We start from the raw sequence: 25,641 nt of genomic DNA, 5'->3' as shown, positions 1-25,641 counted from the left end.
GATGCATCCATCCTGCTGGGCCCGTCTCACGGCATGCTGCCTTGTGTTGCTGGCGGGCTGCGCGGAGCCTGAACCGATCCGCGTGGGTTTCCTGGGCGAGCTGAGCGGCCCGTCCTCTGACCTGGGTGAGATGACCCGCAACGCGGCCGTGCTGGCCGTGGACGAGTGGCACAAGAGTGGTCGCCTGGGCCGCCAGCGCATCGAGCTGATCGTGCGCGACAGCGGCGTCACGCCCGAGACGGCACGGCGCGCCGTCGAGGAGCTGATCGCCCGCAAGGTGATCGCGATCGTCGGGCCGGGCACCAGTGGCGTGGCCGATGCGGTGCTGCCGGTGGTCAATCAGGCGCAGATGCTGCTCTTGTCCCCCTCGGCCTCGGCCTCGCGCTTCACCGGCCTGGACGACTATCTCGTCCGCATGAACCGCACCACGCGCGAGAACGGCGCGGACTATGCACGTTACTGCGTCGGCCATGGCTTCAAGCGCCTGGCGGTGGCGGCCAATATCGACAACAAGTTGTTCGCCGACAACTGGCTGCAGGACTTCCGCAGCGTGTTCGAGCCCCTGGGCGGCCGTATCGAGCTGGTCGAACATTTCGACTCGAATGCCGACAACCTGGAGTCCTTCGCCGGCCGCCTGCTGAGCCGACCGGTCGACGCGGTGCTGCTCATCGCCGGGGCGGCGGACAGCGCGCGCATCGCACAACTGATCGCCAAGCGCCAGGCCGGGCTGCCCCTGGTCACCACGGAATGGGCGGGCACCCAGCAATTGCTGGAGACCGGCGGGCGCTCGGTCGAAGGCATGATCCTGTTGTTGAACTACGACACGCGTGACCACTCACCGGATTTCGTGCAGTTCATGTCGCGCTACCAGAAGCAGTACGGCAAGCAACCGGCCTTCCAGGCCATGCTGGCCTACGACGGCGTGCGCGCGCTGCTCACGGCCTACCTGCAGAAACCCGCCGACTTGAGCATGAAGCAGGCCCTGCTGCAGTTCAGCCCCTACCAGGGCCTGCAGCAGGAGGTGCGCTTCGACGCCTGGGGTGATTCCATGCGGCGGGGCTACTTCCACCGCGTGCGTGACGGAGCGTTCGAGCCAGAATGATGCGCAGCGGAGCGGAGCGAAGCCTGCGCAGCTCGCTGGTCTGGCTGTTGAGCCTGGCCTCGGCGACGACCTTCCTGCTCGCCGGGGCGGCCTTGCTGCTGTTCCGCCTGCCGCAGATCGAAGCCCAGACGCGCGAGATGCTCAAGGCCGACAGTGCCGAGATGGCGCTGCGCACCGAGCTTGCACTGGGCGCGGTCCAGGGCCGCCTGGAGGTGGCCGCGGCGACCTTGCGCATCGACCCCGCTTTTTCGGCGCAGGCGCTGCTCGAGCGCATGGTGGGTCCGCAGACGGGAAGCACGGCGGCCTATCTGCTGGCGGCCGACGGGCGCGTCCTGGCCGCCGCGGTGAGCCCGCAGGTGGGCGTGCTGCGGGCGCGCGAGCTGATCGGCAACGACTTCAGCGGCGACCGCCTGTTCCGTCTGGTGCAGGCCGAGAAGCATCTGCAGTGGAGCGAGAAGTTCCTGTCCCCGGTGAACAACCAGCTCGCGGTCAGCGTCGGTATGCCGGCGGGGGACAAGGTGCTGGTGGTCGAGGTGGCGCTCGATGCCCTGATGCGCGCCGCGCGCGAGGCCACCGCGGTGTCCGGGCGTGCCCTGTGGATCGTCGATGCGCGTGGCGAGCTGCTGGCGGACAGCGAGCGCCCCGAGCGGGTTGGCGTGTTCAGCATCAGCGAGCTGCCCCTGTTCCGCCAGGCGGTGCAGCAGCGGCAACACGCGACCGGCACGCTGAACCTGGAAGGCGAGCGTTTCGATGCCGCGATGGTCTATTCCGACACGCTCGACTGGTACTTCATCCTGCGCACGCCCAGTGGATGGCGCAATCCGGGCATCCGCGCGGCGATGGAGTTCGGCCTTATCGCCATCGGCCTGTCGCTGCTGCTGGCCCTGGTGCTGGCCCCGGTCTGGGCGACCAGCATGGCGCGCCCGATCAGCCGCCTGAGCCAGCATGCGCGGGCCATCTCGCGTGGCGAGGGGGCGGGCGAGTGGCCACATAGCCGCACCCGCGAACTCAATGACCTGGCCGCCAGCATCGCCCACATGGCGGCGGCGGTACGCGAACGCGAGCGCGAGCTGGAGGCCATCTTCGAGTTTTCGCAGGTCGGTCTGCTGGTGGCCGCCGGCGAGGAGGGCAATGCCATCGTCAAGACCAATCGGGCGGCCCAGCAACTCCTGGGATACACCGCGGCAGAGCTGGCGGCGCGCAAGCTGGACGACCGTGGGGTGTGGCACGACGAGGCGGCCCAGCATGCCTTCCTCGACGCGCTCGCCCACGATGGCTCCGCCCATGCCGAGGCCTGGCTCCGGCGGGCCGACGGCAGCCTGCTGCGGGCCTTGGTGCATGCCAGTCACTTCCTGCTGGGGGAGCGTCAGCGTACCGTGCTGGTGATGGAGGACGTGACGGCCATGCGCCGCATCGAGGCTGAGGTCCGTCAGCTCAACAACGAGCTGGAGCAACGTGTGGCACAGCGCACTGCCGAACTGCGGGACACCAACGCGGAACTGTCCGACACCGTGCTGCGCCTGCGCCAGACCCAGGCTGAACTGGTGCAGGCGGAGAAGCTCGCCTCACTGGGGGCCTTGGTGGCGGGCGTCGCACACGAGCTGAACACCCCGCTGGGCAACGGCCTCATGGCGGTGTCGTCGATGCGCGATGCGCTGCATCAGTTCCGTCGGCGCTCGGCCGATGGTCTGCGCCGCTCGGCGCTGGAGGAATTCCTGATCACCCTGGAGCATGGCACCGACATCTCGCAGCGCAACCTGCTGCGGGCCGGCGAGCTGGTCAGCAGCTTCAAGCAGGTGGCGGTCGACCAGACCAGTTCGCAGCGCCGCCACTTCTACCTGGACGAGATGGTCGGCGAGGTGGCACTGACCCTGCGCCCCACGCTGCGCAAGTGCGTGGCCGAGCTGCAACTGGCGATTCCGGCGGGCATTCTGCTGGACAGTTATCCCGGCCCGCTGGGGCAAGTGCTGACCAATCTGGTCGTCAACGCGGTGACCCATGCCTTTGAGGGGCGTACGCAGGGGCACATCCGCATCATGGCGCAGCGCGGCGAGGGCGAGTCGACCGTGCGGATTGTGGTGAGCGATGATGGCAACGGTATCCGGCCGGACATCCTGCCACGCATCTTCGACCCCTTTGTCACCACGCGCATGGGACGCGGCGGTACCGGCCTGGGGCTGCACATCGTGCACAACATCGTGGTGCAACTGCTGGGGGGAAGTATCACGGCACGCAGCGAAGCCGGTCAGGGCGCCGAGTTCGAACTTCACCTCCCGCTGGTGGCGCCACCACCGGCTGACGAGGGCGTCAGGACTTGAGCGCGCCTCCGCGCTGGCAGCGCTTGTGCCATTGGTGCAGCACGTGGCGGCGCCACAGCAGGTGGCAGGCGAAATAGCCCAGCGTGGCGATGATCAGGGCCATCGTCGGCAGGCCCACCAGCAGGGGCTTGCCCAGTGAGCCCACCCAGCCCATCAGCGCGTGCATCCAGTCCACCAGGCCCAGGTCGCCCATCTCCGGCGGCGGCGCAAAGGGCGTCGTGTCGCCCAGCAACCAGGCGCCGATCGTATAGGCCACCAGGTACAGCGGCACAATGGTCAGGGGGTTCGTGTACAGGGTAGTCAGCAGGGCAAGTGGCAGGTTGGCATGCCATGCCAGACAGAACAGGGCCGAGCCAAGCATCTGCAGGGGCCCCGGGATGAGCCCGCAGACTAGGCCGATGGCCAGGCCACGCGCGGCCGAATGGCGGTTCAGGTGCCACAGGTTGGGGTGCAGCAGGCTGTCGCCCAACAGGTGGAAAATCTTGTACTGACGGAGGTTGTCGCGGTCGGGCAGGTATTGCTTGATCAGCTTGCGCATGGGCAGTGGGGGTTCGCTCTGAGAGGCGATGTCGTCATGGTCTAATGATGGCATGTACTGGGCCATCCTGTGTTTCGCCATCGGCGTGTGGGCTTGCCAGCAACTGGCCAGTCTGCCCGCGGCTGGAACACTCGGACTCGCTGTCATCCTGGTGGTTCCCCTTGTGCCCTGGGTATGGCGCAGGCCTCGCCTGCACCTGCTGACGTTGGCGGGGCTGGCCTTGCTGGGCGGCTTTGCCTGGGCCGTATGGCGTGCCGAGTTGCGTGTCGCCGAGCAGCTCGCGGCGGCGCTGGAAGGGCAGGACGTGGTGGTGAGCGGTTACATCGCCGACCTGCCCGATCCGGGCGAGCGCGGTCAACGCTTCCTGTTCGTGGCCGACACGCGACCGGCGGGTGTGCCGCCGCGCCTGCTGCTGAACTGGTATGGCCGGTTTGACGAGGACGAGGGGGCGGACTCGCCGCCGTCTTCCGTGCCTCGCTTGCGGGCCGGGGAGCGCTGGCGGCTGACCGTGCGCCTGCATCGCCCGCACGGCAATTTCAATCCGCATGGCTTCGACTACGAAGCCTGGCTGTTCGAGCGCGGCATCCGCGCCGTGGGCTACGTGCGACCCAAGGGGGAGAAACGCCGCCTGGAGGTCATTGACGCTGGTTTCGTGCCGCATCTGCAGCACGCCCGTCAGGTGCTGCGCGAACGCTTCGCGCGCGCGCTGCCAGAGGGCGCATATGCCGGCGTGCTGTCGGCCCTGGCGGTGGGGGACCAGGCGTCGATTCCGGATGCGCAGTGGCGGCTGTTCCGCGAAACCGGTGTCACTCACCTGATGAGCATCTCCGGTTTGCATGTGACCTTGTTCGCCAGCCTGGTCGGCGGCCTGTGCGCTTGGGCCTGGCGCCGCGTGCCCTGGCTGTGTGTGCGCTGGCCCGCCCAGCGCGCGGCCATCGTGGCCGGTCTGTTCGCGGCCTTCTTCTACACCTTGCTGGCCGGCTTCGGTGTGCCGGCCCAGCGTACCTTGTACATGCTGGCCACGGCGGCGCTGGCCATGCTGACGCGGCGCGACGCCGGCATCCTGCGCAGCCTGAGCCTGGCTTTGCTGGTGGTGTTGCTGGTCGACCCCTGGGCGGTGCTGGCCGCCGGCTTCTGGCTCTCTTTCGGCGCGGTGGCCTGTCTCGCCCTGGCGGCCAGTGGCGCCTTTGCCGGGGCGGGGTGGCTGCGCGCCTGGCTGGGCGCGCAATGGGCCATCCTGCTGCTGTCGGTCCCGATGTTGCTGGGCATCTTCCAGCAGTTCTCGCTGGTGTCTCCCTTGGCCAATGCGGTGGCAATCCCCCTGGTCAGCGTGGTGGTCACCCCGCTGGCGATCCTGTTCGCACTATGCCCGCTGCCCAGCCTGGCGGAATTTGCCCACTGGCTGCTGACGGGCTTGATGTGGGCACTGGACTGGCTGGCGCGCCTGCCCATTGCGACCTGGCAGCAGGCGGCTCCGCCGGCCTGGCTGGTAGTCCTGGCGGTGGGGTCGGCCGGGTGGGCACTGCTGCCGCGTGGCATGCCCGGGCGCCTGGCGGCACTGGCCGTGCTGCCGCCGCTGCTGATGTGGACACCACTGCGCCCTGCAAGCGGTGAGTTCCGGATGGTCGCGGTGGATGTGGGGCAGGGGCTGGCGGTGCATGTGCAGACCCAGGCGCACGATCTGCTGTTCGATGCCGGGCCGGCCTGGGGTAGCCCGCCGGCTGACAGCGGAGAGCGGGTGCTGATCCCCTATCTACGCGCGGCAGGCGTGCCGTACCTGGATATGCTGGTGGTGTCGCATGCTGACATCGACCATGCCGGCGGTGCGCTCAGTGTGGTGACGGGCCTGCCAGTGCGCAGCCTGCGCGACAGCCTGCCGGCCGCCCATCCCGTCCATGCCAGCGGGGTGGCCTACCAGCCCTGCGTGGCCGGCGAGACCTGGGAATGGGACGGGGTGCGCTTCGCCTTCCTGCATCCCGAAGCGGATTTCCGCAGCAGGCGCGACAACGAGATGTCCTGCGTGCTGCATGTGTCTTCCCCGGCGGGAGCCGCATTGCTGACCGGCGACATCGAGCGCGCAGCGGAAGACGAGCTGCTGACGCGCCTGCCTGCGGCACTTCGCGCGGATGTCATCGTGGCGCCCCATCATGGCAGCAACAGTTCCTCGCATGCCGACTTCATCGCGGCGGTGGCGCCACGGGTGGTGGTCTTTACGAGTGGCTATCGCAATCGCTTCGGTCACCCGCACGCGGAAGTCCAGGCCCGCTATTCCGCCGCTGGTGCCACGGCCTATCGCTCCGACCGTGACGGCGCGGTTACCATTGACTTCGGCCAGGCGGGCCGGCGTATCGACACGGCGCGGCGCCACGCGCGCTACTGGCACGGAATCTGACGATCGGGTGAGGGACATGGGCATCAAGAACTGGCTTGGCTGGTGGCCGCACAAGAAGCCGGACACCGGCATGCGCCGACGCAGCGTGCAATGCCTGGGCAGTGGCGGCCTGTACAACATGTCCTACGTCGAATGGGGCGTGGCCGACAACCCGCGCGTGCTGGTCTGCGTGCATGGGCTGACGCGCAATGCGCGCGACTTCGACGATCTCGCCCGCGCCATGCTGGGCGAGTACCGCGTGGTCTGTCCCGATGTTGCGGGCCGGGGCCACAGCGACTGGCTCAAGCTGGCCAGTGACTATGTCGTGCCGCACTATGTCAGTGCCATGGTCACGCTGCTGGCACGGTTGGATGCACAGACCGTCGATTGGATAGGGACCTCGATGGGTGGCCTCATTGGCATGGGGCTGGCGGCCCAGGCCGACACGCCGATCCGCCGCCTGGTGCTGAATGACGTCGGGGCAGTGATTCCGGCTATGGCGCTGAGCCGCATCGGCGAATACGTCGGACGGGCGCCGAGCTTTGCCAGCCTGGCCGAGGCGGAGGCCTACATCCGCGCGGTGAGTGCCGATTTCGGCAAACTCAGCGATGCCCAATGGCGTCACCTCGCCGAGCATTCGGTCAAGCCGAACGGGACGGGCTTCGTCATGCGCTACGACCCGGCAATCGGCGACGCCTTCCGCGCGGTGCCGCAACTCAGCGACCTGGCGCTGTGGCCGATCTATGACGCGATCCGCTGCCCGACCCTGCTGTTGCATGGTGCCGCCTCCGATCTGCTGCTGGCGGCGACGGTGGAGCAGATGCGCCTACGCGGACCGCGTCCGCAGGTAGTGGAGTTTCCTGGCGTCGGACATGCGCCGGTGCTGATGGACGAGGCGCAGATCGCGCCGGTCCGCCGTTTCCTGCTGGAGCCCTGAGATGCAGACGGTATTGCACTTTCTCTCCGGGCTCAGTTGGGTGGATTGGCTCGGCCTAGTCTGGTTCATCCTGTGCTGGGGCGGCTATGAGTTCGTGCTGGAGCGTGGCCTGAAGGGGCGTATCACGCTGCTGGAAGAGGGCCACCGCCTGCGCCTAAACTGGGCACGCCAGATGCTTGTACGGGAGAACCGCATCGTCGATGCGGCCCTCGTGGGCAATCTCGTGCACAGCGTTTCCTTCTACGCCAATACCTCGATCTACATCGTCGCCGGCCTGTTTGCCACGCTGGGCGCGCTGGACCAGTTCATCACCACCGCGTCCGAACTGCCGTTTGCCCGCGCCGTGTCGCGCGAGGCGTTGGAGTTCAAGCTGCTGATGCTGATCTGCGTGTATGTGATCGCCTACTTCAAGTTCACCTGGTCGCTGCGCCAGTTCAACGTGCTGTCCATCGTGATCGGCGCGGTGCCACCGCGGGAGTCCGAGCCGGAGGCGCTGGAACGCTTCGCCCAGCGCATGGCCTCGGTCAACACCTGTGCCGGCGACGACTTCAACCGCGGGATCCGGGCGTATTACTTCGGCATGGCCGTGCTGGCCTGGATGCTGTCGGCCTGGGCCTTCATCGTGCTGACCACCATCATCGTCGTGGTGCAGACGCACCGCGAGTTCAACTCTCCCGTCCTGAAAGCCTTGCGCTTGCAGGATGAACTTTCTGCTCCCTGACATGAAGACATCCATGAGCATCGATCCGACCACCACGACCGCCTGGGCCCGACTGAGCGCGCTTGCCCAGGAGAGCGCGCGTCTCAATCTCGCAAAGCTCTTCTCAGAAGACGTCGGACGCGCCGAGCGCCTCACACTGGATGCCTGCGGCATTCATCTCGACTACTCGAAGAACCGTGTCGACGCCGCCGTGCTCGACGCCTTGCTGCAACTGGTGCAGGAAACAGGCGTGCCCGCCCATCGTGATGCCATGTTCGGAGGCGCGGCGATCAACAACACCGAAGCTCGCGCCGTGCTGCATACCGCCCTGCGCCAGCCCGACGGCGCCCGAGTGAGCAGTGGCGGCGAGGACGTGATGCCGGCCGTGCAGGCCGTGCGCGAGCGCTGCTATGCTTTCGCCGATTCGGTGCGAAGCGGGGCCTGGAAGGGGCACACCGGACAGTCGATCCGCGATGTGGTGAACATCGGCATCGGTGGCTCGGACCTCGGCCCGCTGATGGTCTGCGAAGCGCTCAAGCCCGAGTGCGACGGCCCGCGCCTGCACTTCGTCTCCAACGTGGACGGCGCGGCCATCGCGCAGACGCTCAAGCGCCTGGACCCGGCGACCACGCTGTTCATTGTCGCTTCCAAGACCTTCACCACCATCGAGACGCTGAGCAACGCGCGCAGCGCACGCGCCTGGCTGGTGGCTGGCATGGGTGGCGACGAGGCGGCGGTAGCCAAGCACTTCGTGGCGGTGTCGACCAATGCCGAGAAGGTGGCCGCCTTCGGCATCGACACGGCCAACATGTTCGGTTTCTGGGACTGGGTGGGTGGGCGCTACTCGCTGTGGTCGGCCATCGGCCTGCCGATCATGATCGCGGCCGGCCCGGCGCGCTTCAAGGCGCTGCTGGCCGGTGCCTACGCCATGGACGAGCACTTCCGCACCGCGCCCCTGGCGCAGAACATGCCGGTGCTGCTGGCCTTGCTGGGCATCTGGTATGTCGACTTCCTGGGTGCGCGCTCACAGGTCATCGCGCCCTACAACAACGTGCTGCACAGGCTGCCGGCCTTCCTGCAACAACTCGACATGGAGTCCAACGGCAAGGCCGTGCGCCGCGACGGTGCCGCGGTTGCCTATGCCACCGGCCCGGTGATCTGGGGCGAGCCGGGCATCAATGGCCAGCACGCCTACTTCCAGTTGCTGCATCAGGGCCCGGCGCTGATCCCGGTCGACTTCATCCTGGCGCTGCGCCAGCCCGACATGCTGGCGGAGCATCACCGCGTGCTCATCGCCAGTTGCTTCGCCCAGTCCGCCGCGCTGATGCGCGGCAAGACTGCCGAGCAGGTACGGGCCGAGCTGAGCGCGCGCGGCATGAGCGGCGATGCTTTGGAAGCCGCCATCCCGCACCGCGTATTCACCGGCAACCGGCCCAGCAACACGCTGCTCCTGGATGAGCTCAATGCCGAGTGCCTCGGTGCACTGATCGCGCTCTATGAGCACAAGGTCTTCGTGCAGGGCGCGATCTGGGGGCTGAACTCCTTCGATCAATGGGGCGTGGAACTGGGCAAGCAACTGGCGACCGGCATCGAGCAGGTGTTGCTGGGGGCGGACGATTCGGCGCTGGATGCCTCGACGCGTGCGCTGGTGGCGCGGGCGAAGGGCGCAATCGGATGAGTGGCGAGCAGAGTGTCATCCCGCAGCTGCGCATGACCCAGGCTGGCCGCAGCCTTGCGTTCTATCTGGACAGGCTGGGATTCAAGCTCGACTGGGAGCATCGTTTCGGCGATGGCTATCCGCTCTTCGTGCAGATCACGCGCCAGGGGCAGACCCTGTTCCTCACCGAGCATGCGGGCGACTGCGAAGCGGGGGGTGCGGTCTACTTCCGGGTGCCTGATGCGGATGCCTGCTTCGCCGACTTCCAGTCGCGTGGACTCGAGGGGATGGCCGTACCGGCCGATACGCCCTGGGGTACGCGCGAGTTGCTGGTCCGCGATCCGGACGGTAACCGCCTGCGCTTCGCCAGCGAGCGCGAGGCTTGAGGATGGCGGAGGGAAGATGAACCCCTCCCGGCCTCCCCGGGTAAGGGGAGGCGGCGGCCCGCAGCCTGTTGCCAAGGTAAGCAGGAAGGCCATATGCGGATCACGCCTAGCCGCCGCCCCGGTTTCGGGGTGGGGCAGGGAGCGGTTCGGGGAGCGGCTTCTTACTGCAGCAGGCTTTCCGCCGGCACGTAGGGCAGGTTCAGTGCGTCGGCCACTTCGCGGTAAGTCACGCTGCCGGCGCAGATGTTGAGGCCGTTGAGCAGGTGTTTGTCGCGGCGCAGGGCTTCCTTCCAGCCCAGGTTGGCCAAGGCCAGCGCGAAGGGCAGGGTGGCCGCGTTCAGGGCGTGGGTGGAGGTGCGGGCAACCGCGCCGGGCATGTTGGCCACGCAGTAATGCACCACACCGTCGACCACGTAGGTCGGCTCGGCATGGGTGGTGGCACGTGAGGTTTCGCAGCAGCCCCCTTGGTCAATCGCCACATCCACGATCACCGCACCGGGTTTCATGCTCGACAGCATCTCGCGGGTGATCAAGCGTGGCGCGGCCGCCCCCGGGATCAGCACAGCACCGATGACCAGATCGGCCTCGGCGACGGCGCGCTCCACATTGTCGCGGTTGGCATGCAGGGTCTTCACACGGGTACCGAACTGCACGGTCAGGCGGCGCAGCGCAGCGGGGGAGCGGTCCAGCACGGTCACGTCGGCGCCCATGCCGCTGGCCACCAGCGCGGCATTGCTGCCGACGATGCCACCGCCCAGGATCACCACCTTGCCGGGTTCAACACCCGGCACACCGGGCAGTAGCACACCACGTCCGCCGGCAGCTTTTTCCAGGCAGTGCGCACCGGCCTGGATGCTCATGCGGCCGGCCACTTCCGACATCGGCGCCAGCAAGGGCAGGCTGCCATCGGCGGCGGTCACGGTCTCGTAGGCAATGCACACGGCGCCGCTCTTGATCAGATCGGCGGCCTGCTCGGGGTCCGGCGCCAGGTGCAGGTAGGTGTAGAGAATCTGGCCGGGGCGCAGACGGGCGCGTTCCACGGCTTGGGGTTCCTTCACCTTCACGATCATCTCGGCGCGGGCGAACACCTCTTCGGCGGTCGCGACGATCTGTGCGCCGGCGATCTGGTAGTCGCCATCGCTGGCGCCGATGCCGGCACCCGCGGCCTGCTCCACCAGGACCTGATGGCCTTGTGAAACCAGTTCGCGGACTGAGGAAGGCGTCAGACCGACGCGGTATTCATGGTTCTTGATTTCACGAGGCACACCGACAAGCATGATTCACTCCAGAGAGAGGGTTGCGGACAATCAATGCAGATAATTTATGGCGGTCCGCGCAGGTGATTTCACTTCTTTATATTTGTATAGTGGTGAAATCCTCTGTTTGAAAAGCCCCTGTCGAGCATGCCAAGCGATTTCCGCCCCCTGGACCGAACAGACCGCAAAATCCTCGCCGAACTACAGCAGGACGGTCGTCTTTCCATCACCGAACTGGCCGCCCGCGTAGGCTTGTCCGCGACCCCGGTGGCGGAACGCGTGCGTCGCCTGGAGCGCGAGAAAGTCATCACCGGGTATTACGCGCGCGTCGACCCTCGGGCGCTGGACCTGCGCCTGCTGGTGTTCGTGGAGTTGCGCATGTCGGCCAAGTCGGCCGAGATCTTCGATGCGGTGAAGGCCGAACTTGCCCATGTGCCCGAAGTGCTGGAATGCCACCTGGTGTCCGGCGAGTTCGACTACCTCATCAAGGCGCGTATCCCGGACATGAGCGACTACCGACGCCTGCTCGGCCGCATCCTGCTGCGCCTGCCGGCGGCCGTGGAGTCGCGCAGCTACGTGGTGATGGAAGAGATCAAGGACAGCACGAAGCTGCCGGTCGATTGAGGAGGGGAGGGGGCGAGGGCCGTGCGCAGGGAGGCCAGCGTCTCGGGGGCGCGGAAAGCGGGCATAAAAAACGCGCCGAGTGGCGCGTTTTTTTTGGCTACGCAGACAGACGCTTCAGTCGTCGGTCTTGGCGTAGTTGGTCGGGTTGGCACCTAGGAAGTCCAGGCGTTGCGGCGTGAAGGTGTCGAGCAGCACGCCCTTCTTGGTGCACACGCAGCCGTGCATGATGCCGGACGTCTTGTACAGGGTGTCGCCGGCGGAAACCATCTTGGTCTCTTCGCCGATGGTGAACTTGAACTCGCCCGACAGCACGTAGGTGAGCTGTTCGTGCGGGTGGTTGTGCATGGGGCCGATCGCGCCTTCTTCGAAATGAACCTCGACCTGCATCAGGCTGCCGTCATAAGCCAGAATGCGGCGGCTGACACCTCCGCCAAGGTCTTCCATCGGGCGGTCTTTTCCATAAACGAACATGTGGGAACTCCTGATTGATTTATCTGGCCGACTCTCAAAGCGCCAGGCTGGCCCGGATTATGCCGGCCTTTAGGGCCTGATTCAAATGCGCCTGCAGCAATTCGGCATGATTGGGCGCAATCCGGCAAGGGTTTGTCGAGGCTTGCATCAGTCAGTGCGCCGCGCCTTGCTGCACCCCGTCGCCTCCAGGCGCAAGTGCCCTTGCTCACCACAGACTCATCTGCCCGTCGAGTTGTGGCGGGCGGAACAGGTCACACACCGGATCACGCCGATTCTTGTTCAGCCCAAGGCGTTGACAGGCCAGCCGGGCGCGCTGGCTGTACAGCTCGGCCAGTTTGCCCTCACCACGCATGCGGCTGCCGAATCTGGGGGCGTTATCGCGCCCGCCACGCAGTTGCCGCAGCAAGCTCATCACATGGGCGGCACGTTGCGGCGCGTGGGCTTCAAGCCAGGCCGGGAAGATATCGGCCAACTCATGCGGTAGCCGCAGGGTCACATAGCCGGCCGTCTCCGCACCCGCCGCCCGAGCCTGCTCGAACACCTTCTCCATTTCATGGTCGTTGAGCGCCGGAATCAGCGGCGCGAACAACACCCCGACCGGGACGCCTGCTTCGCTGAGCGCACGCACGACGCGTAGCCGCCGCGCCGGACTTGCTGCTCGCGGCTCCAGCTTGCGGGCCAGTTCGCCATCCAATGTGGTGATCGACACCATCACATGCACCAGACCATCGCGCGCCATCGGCGCCAGGATGTCGATGTCGCGCTCGATCAGGGCGCTCTTGGTAATCATCGACACCGGGTGGCGGCATTCCGCCAGCACCGAAAGGATTGCCCGCGTAATGCCCAGCTTGCGTTCCACCGGCTGCCAGGCATCGGTATTCACCCCCAGCGCGATGGGCGAACACCGATAGCCACGCGCCGCCAGCTCGCGCTTCAGCAGGGCGGCCGCATCTGGCTTGTAAGCCAGCTTGGTCTCGAAATCGAGCCCTGGCGACAAACCCAGGTAGCTATGTGATGGTCGAGCAAAGCAGTACACGCAACCATGCTCACAGCCACGGTATGGGTTGATGGATTGGTTGAACGGAACGTCGGGCGACTGGTTGCGGCTGATCACGCTCCTCGCGCGGTCAATCAACAACTCGGTCTGAATGGTCGGCAACTCCGCATCCTCAGCCGCTTTAGCCGAGGTGAACCATCCATCGTCTATGCGCTCCCGTCGCAGCGACTCGAAACGCCCATCCGGCTCAGTCAGCGCACCCCGACCGCGGAACAACAAGGGCTGGCTGCCCGGTTCGGGCTCGGTAGCCTCTGGGATGCGCGCGAAGGGTCGGTTGGGGTGATGCGACTTAGCTGTAAGTATATACAGCCATCAACGCAAATCACGTCTCGTGCGTCTGTAGGCGACGACTACCGTGTCAGGCCGGGTGAGCAAGGGCGTCTGCAATGACCTCCCTGCGTCCAAACTCGGGAGTTCGCAACTTTACATAATAAAGACTGTTTCCCCGGCTTTTGTAGGCGTGGCAAGGCTTTCCGGGGAGTAGGTGACACTAATTGCCGTCAGCGAGCATGCAATCATCATTGCGGCCGCGCTCGCGTAGGTCGCTGAGTATTTTGCAATGCGTTCCCAGTAGGTTCGCGCCTCCGGTGTCTTTGCCCGGTGTGCGGCTGCCTCTGCCATCAGCTCAATTTCTGGCTTGTTCAGCAGTCGTGCAAAGGCGATTGCTTGTTCGTCGTTGGGTGCGCTTTTCCCGCTTCTCCACCACGATACGCTTGCTCTTGTGAGCCCTAGCTTTGCCGCTAGCTCGGCGTCGTTCTTCACGATGCCTCTGTTTATCGCCTCGTCCATGTACATGTAGATCGGCTTCATGGTCTTCCCTTCTGGTTGATCTGTGCCAAGTGTATGTTGGTAAGAAACACTTGACAATTCTGCTTGGTGATTCTTAACATGATGGTAAGCGGTTCTTAACGCTTAACGTTCGCCCGCCCGCGTGGCGTGGCTCACTCAACCGTCAAGGGGATCACCATGGCAACCCGCCTTCAAGTCTTCGCGTCCGAAGTTCTCAAGTCCAAGTCCGGCAACGAGTATCAGGTCCTTCAATGTGGCCTCCATGCCCAAAAGTTCGTGGTCGGCAAAATCCGTGTCTATGGCGATCTGGCCAAGACGCCCATTACCCCCGGTGAGTACAACGCCGAATTTGATTGGGGTGAGGGCTTTGGCGATCAGGCCGGCAACCTCGTTCCGCGCCTGACCTCCCTGCTGCCGCTTCGTTCCTCTCCGAAGCCCGCATCCCAGTCCTGAAAAAGCGAAACCCCGGACCTCGCCAAAGGTTCCGGGGTTTCTTGATTCACCTGTTGCCGCAGGAAAACCATGTCCCAAGATATAGCTCAATTTGATTCACCGCGCAACTACTACATGAATATTCGGGAGTTTCCGGGCGGCAAGATTGAATTCATCGCCCGATGCGTCCGACCGATGCAAATGGAACAAGCCAAAAAACGATTCGAAGAGAGTTACTGCCGGCGCCCTAGTGCGGCCTCTGAAGAGTCGTCTTCTGAGTTGTCCAGTTACGACCGCAGTGCAAATCATGCTCGCGCCGTGCGCCGTGCAAAGCAGAGCATCCGCTATCTCTGCAAGATGATGCAGGCCGACCGCCTCTTTACCCTGACCTACCGCGAGAACATTCAGGATCGGGAGCGCGTTAAGGCGGATTTCACCCGGTTTTTGCGTCTGGTGCGGAAGCACAATCCCGACTGGGCTTACGTCGCCGTTCTCGAGCGTCAGGACAGGGGCGCTTACCACATTCATTGCGCCGTGCGTGGCTGGCAGCGTGTCACGCTCCTGCGCAAGCTTTGGTATCAGGCCCTTGGCGGCGTTGGCGATGAGCGTGGTGAACATACCCCCGGCCAAGTCGATATCACGTCTCCACGGCGTGGGGAAGGGCGTTCAGGTCGCCAGTGGAAAACCGAAAAGCTTGCTGGGTATATCTGTAAATACCTGCAAAAGACTTTTGAAGAGTCCGATCTTGAAAAGCGTCGTTACTGGGCCTCCAAGGATTTGAAGAAGCCTGAGCCTGTGCGTGTTTGGCTTGGGGCCGCAGGTCCTGCGGAAATGTGTGCCGAATCTATTGCTTTCGTGCAGACCTTCTATGGTTTGAATCCTGATTTCAATATGTGGTTGTCCGATGACAAGTGCTGTTTTTGGTTGTCCGGGCAAATACCGGGGGCTTCATAGATGCAATGCGCCCAACTAGTCGCCACTGGCGCAAATCTCTATTCCCTTCAGATCGTTCCTCCGGCCAATGGCGAATGTGTTAATGCCGTCGTTCTGCTGGAGCCGTCTGAATTCAAGAATTTCGCAATGAGCCCTTTCAATCTCAGTGCGGAAGATGGCGCGATTATCGCTGCCGCAATCGTGGCCGTGTGGGGCGTTGGCTTCGCCTCTCGGGCCGTAATTCGTTCTCTTTCAGGAGGTACAAGCCATGAAGAAGATGCTTAAGGTTGGTGTTGGCGCTGGTGCCATGGTCGTCACGGGTCTGGCGAATGCCGCGCCCGACGTGACCGCGATCACTGCTGCCGGCGCTGACGTGGCCGCTATCGGTGCCGCCGTGTTCGCGGTGTACGTCGGTATCAAGCTGGTGAAGTGGGTCCGCCGCGCACTCTGATTCACTGCGCAGCATTCAGGGGTGCGGCTGAATAAGCTGTACCCCTTTTATCGTTTACGGGGTCGGGGAAATGGAAAATGGGAATCTACGTCATCATCGCTATTTGTGGCGCCTGTTGGTTGGCATTTTCAGCCTGATATTTTCATGCGCTCACGCGCAAACCTGTCCGACAGGCTCTTATTGTTTTGGGCCTAAAACTAAATATTCTTTTGGTGATGGGAATCTTTACGACAGTGCCACTTCTGCTTGTAATGCCTATCTCCCGTGGTCAGGTCGTGTAGCGGGTTCTGACGCTAATAGCGTGTGGTCATGGTCTTGTGGTGGTCCATCTACAAATGCTAATGGCGACATTATCGGTATGCAGATTATTAAATCGTATTCGATTACTAATAATTGCACGTCAAATTGCTCCGGGACTAATACCTATGGAATGAGTCTTGCGGAAAATAAAAAATACTGCCCGTCTGAATCTCCCTATAACTCCACCATTCAGATGTGCGAGAACAAAATTTGCCCTCCTAAGGCCGGTCAGTCCGCTGGCGGTGCATATTGTCCCGTCGCAGATGGTTATGGTCCCGGTTCTGTTGGTCGTGTTTTTAATGGTCCCGGCGGCTGTCAGGCTGTTATCAGTGCATATACTCCGCCAGATTCCGGCCTCAGTTCGGATAATGGTTACTGCTCTTTTAAATATACCGGTGCGCCTAATGACACTGGTGGTGGCGGTTCTAGCTCGTCCAGTTCCTCTAGCTCTTCAAGCTCCTCTAGTTCCTCCAGTTCTTCCAGCTCGTCCAGTTCCTCTAGCTCGTCGAGCTCTTCTTCGTCGTCCAGCTCCTCCAGCTCCTCCAGCTCCTCCAGCTCGTCCAGTTCTTCCAGTTCCTCCGGTTCTTCCAGTGGTAGTTCTGGCGGCTCGGCCTCGGGTGGTGGCGGTGGTTCTGGTTCTGGCTCTGGCTCCGGTTCGGGTTCCGGCTCCTCTTCTGGTGGTTCCTCGAGCTCGTCTAGTTCTTCAAGTTCTTCCAGTTCCTCGGGCTCTTCCAGCTCTTCAGGCTCGTCTAGTTCCTCCAGCTCCTCCAGCGGTTCCAGTTCCTCTAGCGGTAGCTCTGGCGGGTCCTCTTCAGGGTCTTCTGGTGGTTCGTCTTCCGGCTCGAGTTCTAGCGGGGGCGGTGGTTCCGGTTCTGGCTCGGGTAGCTCTTCCTCTTCTGGTGGGTCTTTCAGTGGCGGCTGTGGCGCTTGGTCGTGCGAGGGCGACGCCGTTCTGTGTGCGATCGCGCGCGGCCAGTGGGAAACAAAGTGCGCGTTTGAACAAGAGGCGACCGAAAACCAGCGTTACCGCGATGCCGTTTCCGGTGCTGACGGTGTTGTGAGTCCTGCGGATCAATCTAAGCGACAGGTTGTCGATTTAAATGTCGCATTTAATGACCAGCTTCATAAAGCCGATGTCGGCGGGTCGTGCATACCCTCTTTTTCAATACCTGCGCTGGGGCGCTCTTACTCTGTCAGCATGGGTAACTTCTGTGGCGCAATGGAAATAGCCGGACATATTCTTTTCGCTATTGCCTGTTTAATCGCTATTCGAATCGTAGGGGGTGCCTAAATGCCATTACCTGTAGCCGGGATATTTGCGGGTGCGTTCGCCGGCGCCCTGATCCAAATCGCGTCGTCTCTGGTCGGTCGTGTCTTGATCGCGCTCGGCATTACCTATGTCACTTATCAGGGGTTCTCTCTTGTTCTCGATGGTTTGGCGTCTATGTTCGTTCAAAACGTTGGCGCGGCTGGTCCCGTCGCAATGGGTGTCGTGAATACCCTTCGCCTCGATGATGCTGTTGGTGTGATTCTTGGCGCGGTTGCCGCAAAGCATGCTCTCAATGGCCTGACTTCCGGGGCGATTACCAAAATGGTGGTCAAGTGATTACGCTCACGACCGGCACGCCGGGGGCCGGCAAAACCCTGCGCACCCTGGTCGAAGTCAAGGCCTTGGCTGACAAGGAAAATCGTCAAGTCTATTACGCCGGCATAAAAGACTTGATGATTCCCGGTTGGGTGGAGATTGACGCGGCTAAGTGGCATGAATGCCCGGTGGGCGCCATCATCGTCATTGATGAGTGCCAGACCCTCTTTAGGCCGCGCGGCGTGGGGTCTCAGGTGCCTGAGTACGTCGCCAAGCTGGAAACGCACCGTCATAACGGGCACGACCTTTTTTTGGTGACTCAGCACCCGATGCTCGTGGATTCCAATGTGCGCCGCCTGGTCGGTCGGCACCTGCACGTCGCCCGGCGTTTTGGGATGGCGCGTGCCACTGTTCTGGAGTTCCCTAGCGTTCGGGAACAGCCTACCGCGAAGCAGGATGATGCTGTGCGCCATGAGTGGGCCTATCCCAAAGAGGCTTATGGTTGGTACAAGAGTGCCGAAGTACATACGCATAAAGCGCGCATACCCTTTAAGGTGTGGCTGCTCTTCCTGCTGCCTGTTGTGATAGCTGTCCTGTGCTGGTTTGTTTGGTCACGCTGGCAGTCGAGAATTCAGGGGACCGACAAGCCGCAGCAGAGTGACCCGGCGTTGCATCAGACCGTCTTTGCTGGTGGCCAGCCTCACCAGTTACCCAAGCTCGATTTCGTGCAAGCGAGAACCCCGCGCGTGGCTGGGCTGGTGCATACCGCGCCGGCTTACGACGACCTCACTAAGCCGACTCGCGTGCCGGTGCCTGCGGCCTGCATTGAAATGCGTGGCGAATGCCGTTGCTACACCCAGGATGGCACGCGCATGCCGACTGTTCCCCTCGATGTCTGCCGCCAGATCGTCAAGTTCGGCTGGTTCGAAGAGTTCCCGCGTGACTCAGGCAAAGAGCGCGATCAGCAGGCGAGGGAGGGGCAGGGCGATCAGCAGCAAGGTCCTGCGGCCGCATATCAGGCGCCTGAGCCTGAACAGCATGAGCCCATCATCATCGGCGCCCCTAGTCCCTATCAGGAGGCCACGTTCCGCAATTCCGGGCGGGCGCTGGCCCTGAAAAAGTGACCCCTTTGCTGAGGGCTAAACGAAGCCTCGCGGTCATCACCAAGATTCCAGCCGCCAGCCCGAGAGGGTGGCGGGGTTTCTGGAATCGTCTCTCATAGATCAGGCGCCCGCTGGGGCGGCCGCATGGGGACCCGCCGTAGGTGGGGAGAGCGGCGTACCTGATCTTGGGCAAAAGCTATCAAACTTGATCTGTTTTAATAGCTCGGCGCTATGCATTAGATGCGTCGCCTCGGCCGGCCAGCCGTAAGCGAAGCTCGGCGGTCGGCCGGGGCGCAGCCCCGGCCTAGATTTATAACTAGGACACTTTGCAACCGTTCGGACACTTGGCCCGGGCTGACGCGGCCTTCTGGGTTGTTTCTCAAACCTTCGGGCCGTCATGGTGGTGGCTCCGGTCCGGTTACTGGCACATGCGAGCCTGCAGGCGCGATTCCTGCCGTCGTAGGTGGTACAGGTGGATCACTAGGCAAAAAAAACGCCGGGTCGGTCCCGGCGTTGATCCTGAGGCGTTGCGGCTCTACTGTAGGGCGCTAGCTGACCCTCGCTGCGAGTCCCGTTGGTACAGGCTTGCGGCCTATCTTGCGCAGGGCGTTCTTCAGCTTGATCAGCCCCCATCCGAGTACTATCCAAGTTGACATAATAAAGATTATCAGCACTACGATTGCACGAATCAGAAGAGCCGCCCTTGCGCTAGCACGCCTCGCAAGCGGCCCTCAGCTTTGGAGCAGCCCGGGCTCCTAAGCACCTTGCAGACCGCATGCAACACGAAAGGATCAACGCCTGCAACCAGCAGGCGTTTTTTTTCGTCCTGAATCTGGCGGTACAGAGTGCGACGGCTCGGGCGCTGCTGCCTAGGCCGAGACATACGAAGCCGCCAGTAGAGACCACGAAGATTGCACGACCAGTCAGGGAGCAACCCTACCCCCAAAGCTGATCAGGCGACGCGCTAGCGCATCGCACAGCGTTACCTCACCCATCCCGGTGCAACGACGCACTCCCATCGCTTCGCCTTCCGCTGATCCTGGCCTACAGGCACCCCGATAAAGGACCGCCCAACGGGCAAGCCCGATGGTTCGATCCTTGATCGAGGCCCCGCCTTCCGGCCCTGATCGCTCCCGGGCGAAGCGACGGGAGTACGGCGGCATAACAATCGGTGGAATGGCTCGGCAACGCGAGGTGAACACGGGGCTCAGCTCAGGAACCCGGTCAGCTTTGAAGGGCAACGGCATGAAACGCAACTACATGACGAAAGCAGAATTCTTGGAGCGGCAACTGTGCTTTGACTTCGGCCGCGTGGCGCGCGTGGTTATGCCAATCATCGCGGCACTACGCAAGACGTTGCGGGCATGGACAAAAAAAAGGGCTGACAAATATCAGCCCAAAAACAACCAGCAGAAGCAATTCCCGTTCATGTACTACTTTTTCAGGACCAGCGCCCGCCCGGAATTGCGGAACGTGGCTTCCTGATAGGGACTAGGGGCGCCGATGATGATGGGCTCATGCTGTTCAGGCTCAGGCGCCTGATATGCAGCCGCAGGACCTTGCTGCTGATCGCCCTGCCCCTCCCTCGCCTGCTGATCGCGCTCTTTGCCTGAGTCACGCGGGAACTCTTCGAACCAGCCGAACTTGACGATCTGGCGGCAGACATCGAGGGGAACAGTCGGCATGCGCGTGCCATCCTGGGTGTAGCAGCGGCATTCGCCACGCATTTCAATGCAGGCCGCGGGCACCGGCACGCGAGTCGGCTTAGTGAGGTCGTCGTAAGCCGGCGCGGTGTGCACCAGCCCAGCCACGCGCGGGGTTCGCGCTTGGACGAAATCTAGCTTGAGTAACTGATGAGGCTGGCCACCAGCAAAAACGGTCTGATGCAGGGCCGGGTCACTCTGCTGCGGCTTGTCGGTTCCCTGAATTCTCGACTGCCAGCGTGACCAAACAAACCAGCACAGGACAGCTATCACAACAGGCAGCAGGAAGAGCAGCCACACCTTAAAGGGTATGCGCGCTTTATGCGTATGTACTTCGGCACTCTTGTACCAACCATAAGCCTCTTTGGGATAGGCCCACTCATGGCGCACAGCATCATCCTGCTTCGCGGTAGGCTGTTCCCGAACGCTAGGGAACTCCAGAACAGTGGCACGCGCCATCCCAAAACGCCGGGCGACGTGCAGGTGCCGACCGACCAGGCGGCGCACATTGGAATCCACGAGCATCGGGTGCTGAGTCACCAAAAAAAGGTCGTGCCCGTTATGACGGTGCGTTTCCAGCTTGGCGACGTACTCAGGCACCTGAGACCCCACGCCACGCGGCCTAAAGAGGGTCTGGCACTCATCAATGACGATGATGGCGCCCACCGGGCATTCATGCCACTTAGCCGCGTCAATCTCCACCCAACCGGGAATCATCAAGTCTTTTATGCCGGCGTAATAGACTTGACGATTTTCCTTGTCAGCCAAGGCCTTGACTTCGACCAGGGTGCGCAGGGTTTTGCCGGCCCCCGGCGTGCCGGTCGTGAGCGTAATCACTTGACCACCATTTTGGTAATCGCCCCGGAAGTCAGGCCATTGAGAGCATGCTTTGCGGCAACCGCGCCAAGAATCACACCAACAGCATCATCGAGGCGAAGGGTATTCACGACACCCATTGCGACGGGACCAGCCGCGCCAACGTTTTGAACGAACATAGACGCCAAACCATCGAGAACAAGAGAGAACCCCTGATAAGTGACATAGGTAATGCCGAGCGCGATCAAGACACGACCGACCAGAGACGACGCGATTTGGATCAGGGCGCCGGCGAACGCACCCGCAAATATCCCGGCTACAGGTAATGGCATTTAGGCACCCCCTACGATTCGAATAGCGATTAAACAGGCAATAGCGAAAAGAATATGTCCGGCTATTTCCATTGCGCCACAGAAGTTACCCATGCTGACAGAGTAAGAGCGCCCCAGCGCAGGTATTGAAAAAGAGGGTATGCACGACCCGCCGACATCGGCTTTATGAAGCTGGTCATTAAATGCGACATTTAAATCGACAACCTGTCGCTTAGATTGATCCGCAGGACTCACAACACCGTCAGCACCGGAAACGGCATCGCGGTAACGCTGGTTTTCGGTCGCCTCTTGTTCAAACGCGCACTTTGTTTCCCACTGGCCGCGCGCGATCGCACACAGAACGGCGTCGCCCTCGCACGACCAAGCGCCACAGCCGCCACTGAAAGACCCACCAGAAGAGGAAGAGCTACCCGAGCCAGAACCGGAACCACCGCCCCCGCTAGAACTCGAGCCGGAAGACGAACCACCAGAAGACCCTGAAGAGGACCCGCCAGAGCTACCGCTAGAGGAACTGGAACCGCTGGAGGAGCTGGAGGAACTAGACGAGCCTGAAGAGCTGGAAGAGCCCGAGGAACTGGAAGAACTTGAAGAACTAGACGAGCTCGAGGAACCACCAGAAGAGGAGCCGGAACCCGAACCGGAGCCAGAGCCAGAACCAGAACCACCGCCACCACCCGAGGCCGAGCCGCCAGAACTACCACTGGAAGAACCGGAGGAACTGGAAGAACTGGACGAGCTGGAGGAGCTGGAGGAGCTGGAGGAGCTGGACGACGAAGAAGAGCTCGACGAGCTAGAGGAACTGGACGAGCTGGAAGAACTGGAGGAACTAGAGGAGCTTGAAGAGCTAGAGGAACTGGACGAGCTAGAACCGCCACCACCAGTGTCATTAGGCGCACCGGTATATTTAAAAGAGCAGTAACCATTATCCGAACTGAGGCCGGAATCTGGCGGAGTATATGCACTGATAACAGCCTGACAGCCGCCGGGACCATTAAAAACACGACCAACAGAACCGGGACCATAACCATCTGCGACGGGACAATATGCACCGCCAGCGGACTGACCGGCCTTAGGAGGGCAAATTTTGTTCTCGCACATCTGAATGGTGGAGTTATAGGGAGATTCAGACGGGCAGTATTTTTTATTTTCCGCAAGACTCATTCCATAGGTATTAGTCCCGGAGCAATTTGACGTGCAATTATTAGTAATCGAATACGATTTAATAATCTGCATACCGATAATGTCGCCATTAGCATTTGTAGATGGACCACCACAAGACCATGACCACACGCTATTAGCGTCAGAACCCGCTACACGACCTGACCACGGGAGATAGGCATTACAAGCAGAAGTGGCACTGTCGTAAAGATTCCCATCACCAAAAGAATATTTAGTTTTAGGCCCAAAACAATAAGAGCCTGTCGGACAGGTTTGCGCGTGAGCGCATGAAAATATCAGGCTGAAAATGCCAACCAACAGGCGCCACAAATAGCGATGATGACGTAGATTCCCATTTTCCATTTCCCCGACCCCGTAAACGATAAAAGGGGTACAGCTTATTCAGCCGCACCCCTGAATGCTGCGCAGTGAATCAGAGTGCGCGGCGGACCCACTTCACCAGCTTGATACCGACGTACACCGCGAACACGGCGGCACCGATAGCGGCCACGTCAGCGCCGGCAGCAGTGATCGCGGTCACGTCGGGCGCGGCATTCGCCAGACCCGTGACGACCATGGCACCAGCGCCAACACCAACCTTAAGCATCTTCTTCATGGCTTGTACCTCCTGAAAGAGAACGAATTACGGCCCGAGAGGCGAAGCCAACGCCCCACACGGCCACGATTGCGGCAGCGATAATCGCGCCATCTTCCGCACTGAGATTGAAAGGGCTCATTGCGAAATTCTTGAATTCAGACGGCTCCAGCAGAACGACGGCATTAACGCATTCGCCATTGGCCGGAGGAACGATCTGAAGGGAATAGAGATTTGCGCCAGTGGCGACTAGTTGGGCGCATTGCATTATTCGACCAACTCCACAAGGCGATGAATTTCATATTCATCGTGAGTGTTCAAACGCGCGGTATCCACTGCGGATTCGTAATCGTCACAGCGCCCTGCCCGCTTAAAGCTGCGGACCCAATGCAACTCAGACGACAGGAAAAGCCCGCTAGAGCGTTCCTGAATCACGTAGCAGATACGCACGTTTGCAAGCATGATTAGGCAGCCGGTTTATTGCCGGAAACTGCCTTGAAGCCGACGACTTCAATGCCCTTGGTCGTCATGGTGATATCCAGCTCAGCTTGAAGAGGGAACGTCAAATGCTTGATTTTCTCGTACTCATCAGACTTGCCGAACGGAAGCGGGGCGGCGTTATAGCCGACTTCGGTGCCGTTGCGCTCACTGACTTCCATAACAACATAGAGCTTCGTGGAATCGAACTGCTGCCCGTCGATATTGCCCTTGAAACCCTTTGCGCCAAGAACCTGCATGACTTGTTTCATCACCTACCCCTTATAAAAAAACGCCTATGCGAACGACATATCTATGACAAGTTCGCCCGGCATAACATCCCGTATGCGCTGGTGCAGGAACTCCCCGCATGTGCGCCAGTCGGGAACCTTGACCCGTTTCGGGATTTCACCCTCACGGACCACCTTAGAGAGAGCCGCTTCCGCTGAACCCTCAATCTGGGAAAGCACCCACAGAGCAGCGCCGCATTGACGCTTTAACCAATCCACCATGGACGCATAATTGATTTGTGCCGTCTTGGATGTCGTCGCTACCCGCACCTGCTGCTTATCAATCCATGCGAGCGCAGGATAAGCACCAGCCAAATAAGCACCGGGCTGGATAAGGACATCAAAGGGAATCAGACGATTGACGGACTTAAGTTCGAATTCAAAACGGACCCACGGTGACGCCGAATCACCTAATTGCATGCCTTTTTCATAAACACGCAGATATTTGCCGTTCTCTCTGTTGCCAACGTAGAAAGATCGACCCTTGCCATTGGGACGTTTCCAATTGCCCCGCTGTTCGCAGTCGGGCATGCGGCCATTGCAGCCAAACATCCCTGCGTCATACCACGCGGCAGCATCATCAACGGTACGCTCTCCGTCATAGCAATCATGTGCCATATCGACGCGGGTAATACGTGCAGTCGATTCCTTTTCAAGCCAATTGCGTAGCCGAATCTCCCAGCCCTCACGCGCAGCAGCACAACCAGACCCGGACAGCATGACCAAAACCGTCCCACGCTGGCCACCATGGCAAACGAGGCCGTACTCATCACCGAGGGTGTAGGACCGCTCATAGAAATTCGCACCACGATCACGCTGGGCAGATATCCCAAATCCAAACCAACGCTCACACCAGAACGACACCTCGCAGATAACCTCATCATCCGTAACACCCTGCTTCCGGACTGAAAAGGCATCCTCATGACACGTGAAGTTGAGCCAGTCGATAAAAGCGGCCGCACCGCCGTACCCCCTACGTGCAGGGATTTCAACAACCTCGCCGTCATGCATGACGAGACGAGCCGCGATGTCGGGGCGCCGAGCCTCAGTAGGCACCTTTCCCCCCGTGTTACTGACGGGGGGCGCTGGCGCGCGGCGGGCGCCGGCTTCGCCTGTCGCCGCTTCGCGCGCCAGCTTTTCGCCAGTGACGCGCTTAGCGCGCTCTTCGATGTCCCGCACCTCAGACAGCGTTAGATCGCGTTGCTTGAGCTTCCCCGGCTTTGTGGCCATCCCCTCGTATCCCCGTCGTTTACATCGCCG

The 25,641-nt window shown here is 61.8% G+C and carries 25 protein-coding genes; 14 read left to right on the top strand and 11 right to left on the bottom strand.

Annotation, left to right across the window (positions count from 1 at the left end):
• Nucleotide 1: 1 nt before the first annotated feature.
• Together NMB43_RS10880 and NMB43_RS10875 are read left to right on the top strand one after the other, a co-directional pair.
• A complete protein-coding gene (locus NMB43_RS10880) occupies nucleotides 2–1,102 on the top strand; it encodes an ABC transporter substrate-binding protein (RefSeq protein WP_494348183.1) in 1,101 nt (366 codons plus the stop codon).
• Nucleotides 1,099–3,420: a sensor histidine kinase gene (locus NMB43_RS10875; RefSeq protein WP_494348182.1), complete on the top strand. Its 2,322-nt coding sequence runs from the start codon at nucleotides 1,099–1,101 to the stop codon at nucleotides 3,418–3,420. Before NMB43_RS10880 ends, NMB43_RS10875 begins: the two co-directional genes overlap by 4 nt.
• Here the strand turns inward: NMB43_RS10875 and NMB43_RS10870 are convergent.
• Nucleotides 3,410–4,012 carry a DUF2062 domain-containing protein gene (locus tag NMB43_RS10870; RefSeq protein WP_494348181.1) on the bottom strand — a complete coding sequence of 201 codons (603 nt, stop codon included), beginning with the start codon at nucleotides 4,010–4,012 and terminating at the stop codon, nucleotides 3,410–3,412. The two genes, NMB43_RS10875 and NMB43_RS10870, sit on opposite strands and share 11 nt — an antisense overlap.
• Here NMB43_RS10870 and NMB43_RS10865 point away from each other — a divergent pair.
• Genes NMB43_RS10865 through NMB43_RS10845 form a run of 5 tightly spaced genes read left to right on the top strand, consistent with a single transcriptional unit; the run spans nucleotide 3,987 to nucleotide 10,009 of the window.
• Nucleotides 3,987–6,350, top strand: coding sequence for a DNA internalization-related competence protein ComEC/Rec2 (locus NMB43_RS10865; protein ID WP_494348180.1), 2,364 nt, complete (start codon nucleotides 3,987–3,989; stop codon nucleotides 6,348–6,350). The genes NMB43_RS10870 and NMB43_RS10865 overlap by 26 nt on opposite strands.
• A gap of 16 nt (nucleotides 6,351–6,366) precedes the next feature.
• Entirely contained in the window at nucleotides 6,367–7,266 is a 900-nt protein-coding gene (locus NMB43_RS10860) for an alpha/beta fold hydrolase (RefSeq protein ID WP_494348179.1), read from the top strand.
• A 1-nt stretch (nucleotide 7,267) separates the two neighbouring features.
• Nucleotides 7,268–7,987 (top strand): DUF599 domain-containing protein, encoded by a 720-nt coding sequence (locus NMB43_RS10855; protein WP_494348178.1) that lies wholly within the window; start codon nucleotides 7,268–7,270, stop codon nucleotides 7,985–7,987.
• Nucleotides 7,988–8,000: 13 nt separating this feature from the next.
• The gene (pgi, locus tag NMB43_RS10850; RefSeq protein WP_494348177.1) at nucleotides 8,001–9,644 is read left to right on the top strand and encodes a glucose-6-phosphate isomerase; all 1,644 of its coding nucleotides are present in this window, start codon (nucleotides 8,001–8,003) and stop codon (nucleotides 9,642–9,644) included.
• Nucleotides 9,645–9,676: 32 nt separating this feature from the next.
• Nucleotides 9,677–10,009: a bleomycin resistance protein gene (locus NMB43_RS10845; protein WP_494348176.1), complete on the top strand. Its 333-nt coding sequence runs from the start codon at nucleotides 9,677–9,679 to the stop codon at nucleotides 10,007–10,009.
• A 161-nt stretch (nucleotides 10,010–10,170) separates the two neighbouring features.
• Here NMB43_RS10845 and ald read toward each other — a convergent pair whose 3' ends face one another.
• Nucleotides 10,171–11,286 (bottom strand): alanine dehydrogenase, encoded by a 1,116-nt coding sequence (gene ald / locus NMB43_RS10840; protein WP_494348175.1) that lies wholly within the window; start codon nucleotides 11,284–11,286, stop codon nucleotides 10,171–10,173.
• Between the two features lie 126 nt (nucleotides 11,287–11,412).
• Here ald and NMB43_RS10835 point away from each other — a divergent pair, with 126 nt between their 5' ends.
• Nucleotides 11,413–11,889 (top strand): Lrp/AsnC ligand binding domain-containing protein, encoded by a 477-nt coding sequence (locus tag NMB43_RS10835; protein WP_494348174.1) that lies wholly within the window; start codon nucleotides 11,413–11,415, stop codon nucleotides 11,887–11,889.
• A gap of 114 nt (nucleotides 11,890–12,003) precedes the next feature.
• On the opposite strand, the gene NMB43_RS10830 is transcribed toward NMB43_RS10835, so the two are convergent.
• The 3 genes from NMB43_RS10830 to NMB43_RS10820 all read right to left on the bottom strand — a co-directional run bounded on the left by NMB43_RS10830 (nucleotide 12,004) and on the right by NMB43_RS10820 (nucleotide 14,227).
• Complete coding sequence (locus NMB43_RS10830; protein ID WP_494348173.1) at nucleotides 12,004–12,360, bottom strand: cupin domain-containing protein; 357 nt, start codon at nucleotides 12,358–12,360, stop codon at nucleotides 12,004–12,006.
• Between the two features lie 205 nt (nucleotides 12,361–12,565).
• The gene (locus NMB43_RS10825; RefSeq protein ID WP_494352134.1) at nucleotides 12,566–13,633 is read right to left on the bottom strand and encodes a PA0069 family radical SAM protein; all 1,068 of its coding nucleotides are present in this window, start codon (nucleotides 13,631–13,633) and stop codon (nucleotides 12,566–12,568) included.
• Between the two features lie 207 nt (nucleotides 13,634–13,840).
• Nucleotides 13,841–14,227 carry a helix-turn-helix domain-containing protein gene (locus tag NMB43_RS10820; protein WP_494348172.1) on the bottom strand — a complete coding sequence of 129 codons (387 nt, stop codon included), beginning with the start codon at nucleotides 14,225–14,227 and terminating at the stop codon, nucleotides 13,841–13,843.
• A 156-nt stretch (nucleotides 14,228–14,383) separates the two neighbouring features.
• Between NMB43_RS10820 and NMB43_RS10815 the strand changes: the two genes are divergently transcribed.
• The 6 genes from NMB43_RS10815 to NMB43_RS10790 all read left to right on the top strand — a co-directional run bounded on the left by NMB43_RS10815 (nucleotide 14,384) and on the right by NMB43_RS10790 (nucleotide 20,495).
• Nucleotides 14,384–14,659: a hypothetical protein gene (locus NMB43_RS10815; protein ID WP_494348171.1), complete on the top strand. Its 276-nt coding sequence runs from the start codon at nucleotides 14,384–14,386 to the stop codon at nucleotides 14,657–14,659.
• A 69-nt stretch (nucleotides 14,660–14,728) separates the two neighbouring features.
• Complete coding sequence (locus NMB43_RS10810) at nucleotides 14,729–15,592, top strand: rolling circle replication-associated protein (protein WP_494348170.1); 864 nt, start codon at nucleotides 14,729–14,731, stop codon at nucleotides 15,590–15,592.
• Nucleotides 15,593–15,839: 247 nt separating this feature from the next.
• Nucleotides 15,840–16,022, top strand: coding sequence for a major capsid protein (locus NMB43_RS10805; RefSeq protein WP_494348165.1), 183 nt, complete (start codon nucleotides 15,840–15,842; stop codon nucleotides 16,020–16,022).
• Nucleotides 16,023–17,613: 1,591 nt separating this feature from the next.
• Nucleotides 17,614–17,928, top strand: coding sequence for a DUF2523 domain-containing protein (locus tag NMB43_RS10800; RefSeq protein WP_494348166.1), 315 nt, complete (start codon nucleotides 17,614–17,616; stop codon nucleotides 17,926–17,928).
• Nucleotides 17,925–19,031 carry a zonular occludens toxin domain-containing protein gene (locus tag NMB43_RS10795; RefSeq protein ID WP_494348169.1) on the top strand — a complete coding sequence of 369 codons (1,107 nt, stop codon included), beginning with the start codon at nucleotides 17,925–17,927 and terminating at the stop codon, nucleotides 19,029–19,031. The genes NMB43_RS10800 and NMB43_RS10795 overlap by 4 nt, the downstream gene beginning before the upstream one ends.
• 1,224 nt (nucleotides 19,032–20,255) lie before the next feature.
• Nucleotides 20,256–20,495 carry a hypothetical protein gene (locus NMB43_RS10790; protein ID WP_494348168.1) on the top strand — a complete coding sequence of 80 codons (240 nt, stop codon included), beginning with the start codon at nucleotides 20,256–20,258 and terminating at the stop codon, nucleotides 20,493–20,495.
• Here the strand turns inward: NMB43_RS10790 and NMB43_RS10785 are convergent.
• From NMB43_RS10785 to NMB43_RS10760, 6 genes are all read right to left on the bottom strand, one after another.
• Nucleotides 20,444–21,550, bottom strand: coding sequence for a zonular occludens toxin domain-containing protein (locus NMB43_RS10785; protein WP_494348167.1), 1,107 nt, complete (start codon nucleotides 21,548–21,550; stop codon nucleotides 20,444–20,446). The two genes, NMB43_RS10790 and NMB43_RS10785, sit on opposite strands and share 52 nt — an antisense overlap.
• Entirely contained in the window at nucleotides 21,547–21,861 is a 315-nt protein-coding gene (locus NMB43_RS10780) for a DUF2523 domain-containing protein (protein ID WP_494348166.1), read from the bottom strand. Before NMB43_RS10780 ends, NMB43_RS10785 begins: the two co-directional genes overlap by 4 nt.
• A gap of 1,591 nt (nucleotides 21,862–23,452) precedes the next feature.
• Nucleotides 23,453–23,635, bottom strand: coding sequence for a major capsid protein (locus NMB43_RS10775; RefSeq protein ID WP_494348165.1), 183 nt, complete (start codon nucleotides 23,633–23,635; stop codon nucleotides 23,453–23,455).
• Nucleotides 23,619–23,882: a hypothetical protein gene (locus tag NMB43_RS10770; protein ID WP_494348164.1), complete on the bottom strand. Its 264-nt coding sequence runs from the start codon at nucleotides 23,880–23,882 to the stop codon at nucleotides 23,619–23,621. Before NMB43_RS10770 ends, NMB43_RS10775 begins: the two co-directional genes overlap by 17 nt.
• Nucleotides 23,883–24,078: 196 nt before the next feature.
• Nucleotides 24,079–24,363, bottom strand: a complete 285-nt coding sequence (locus NMB43_RS10765) for a hypothetical protein (RefSeq protein WP_494348163.1) — start codon at nucleotides 24,361–24,363, stop codon at nucleotides 24,079–24,081.
• A gap of 24 nt (nucleotides 24,364–24,387) precedes the next feature.
• A complete protein-coding gene (locus tag NMB43_RS10760) occupies nucleotides 24,388–25,611 on the bottom strand; it encodes a replication initiation factor domain-containing protein (protein WP_494348162.1) in 1,224 nt (407 codons plus the stop codon).
• Nucleotides 25,612–25,641 lie beyond the last annotated feature (30 nt).

It is taken from the genome of Uliginosibacterium sangjuense (assembly GCF_059132465.1).
The sequence above is the reverse complement of the archived record's forward strand: the minus strand, read 5'-3'. Positions and strand labels throughout refer to the sequence as shown.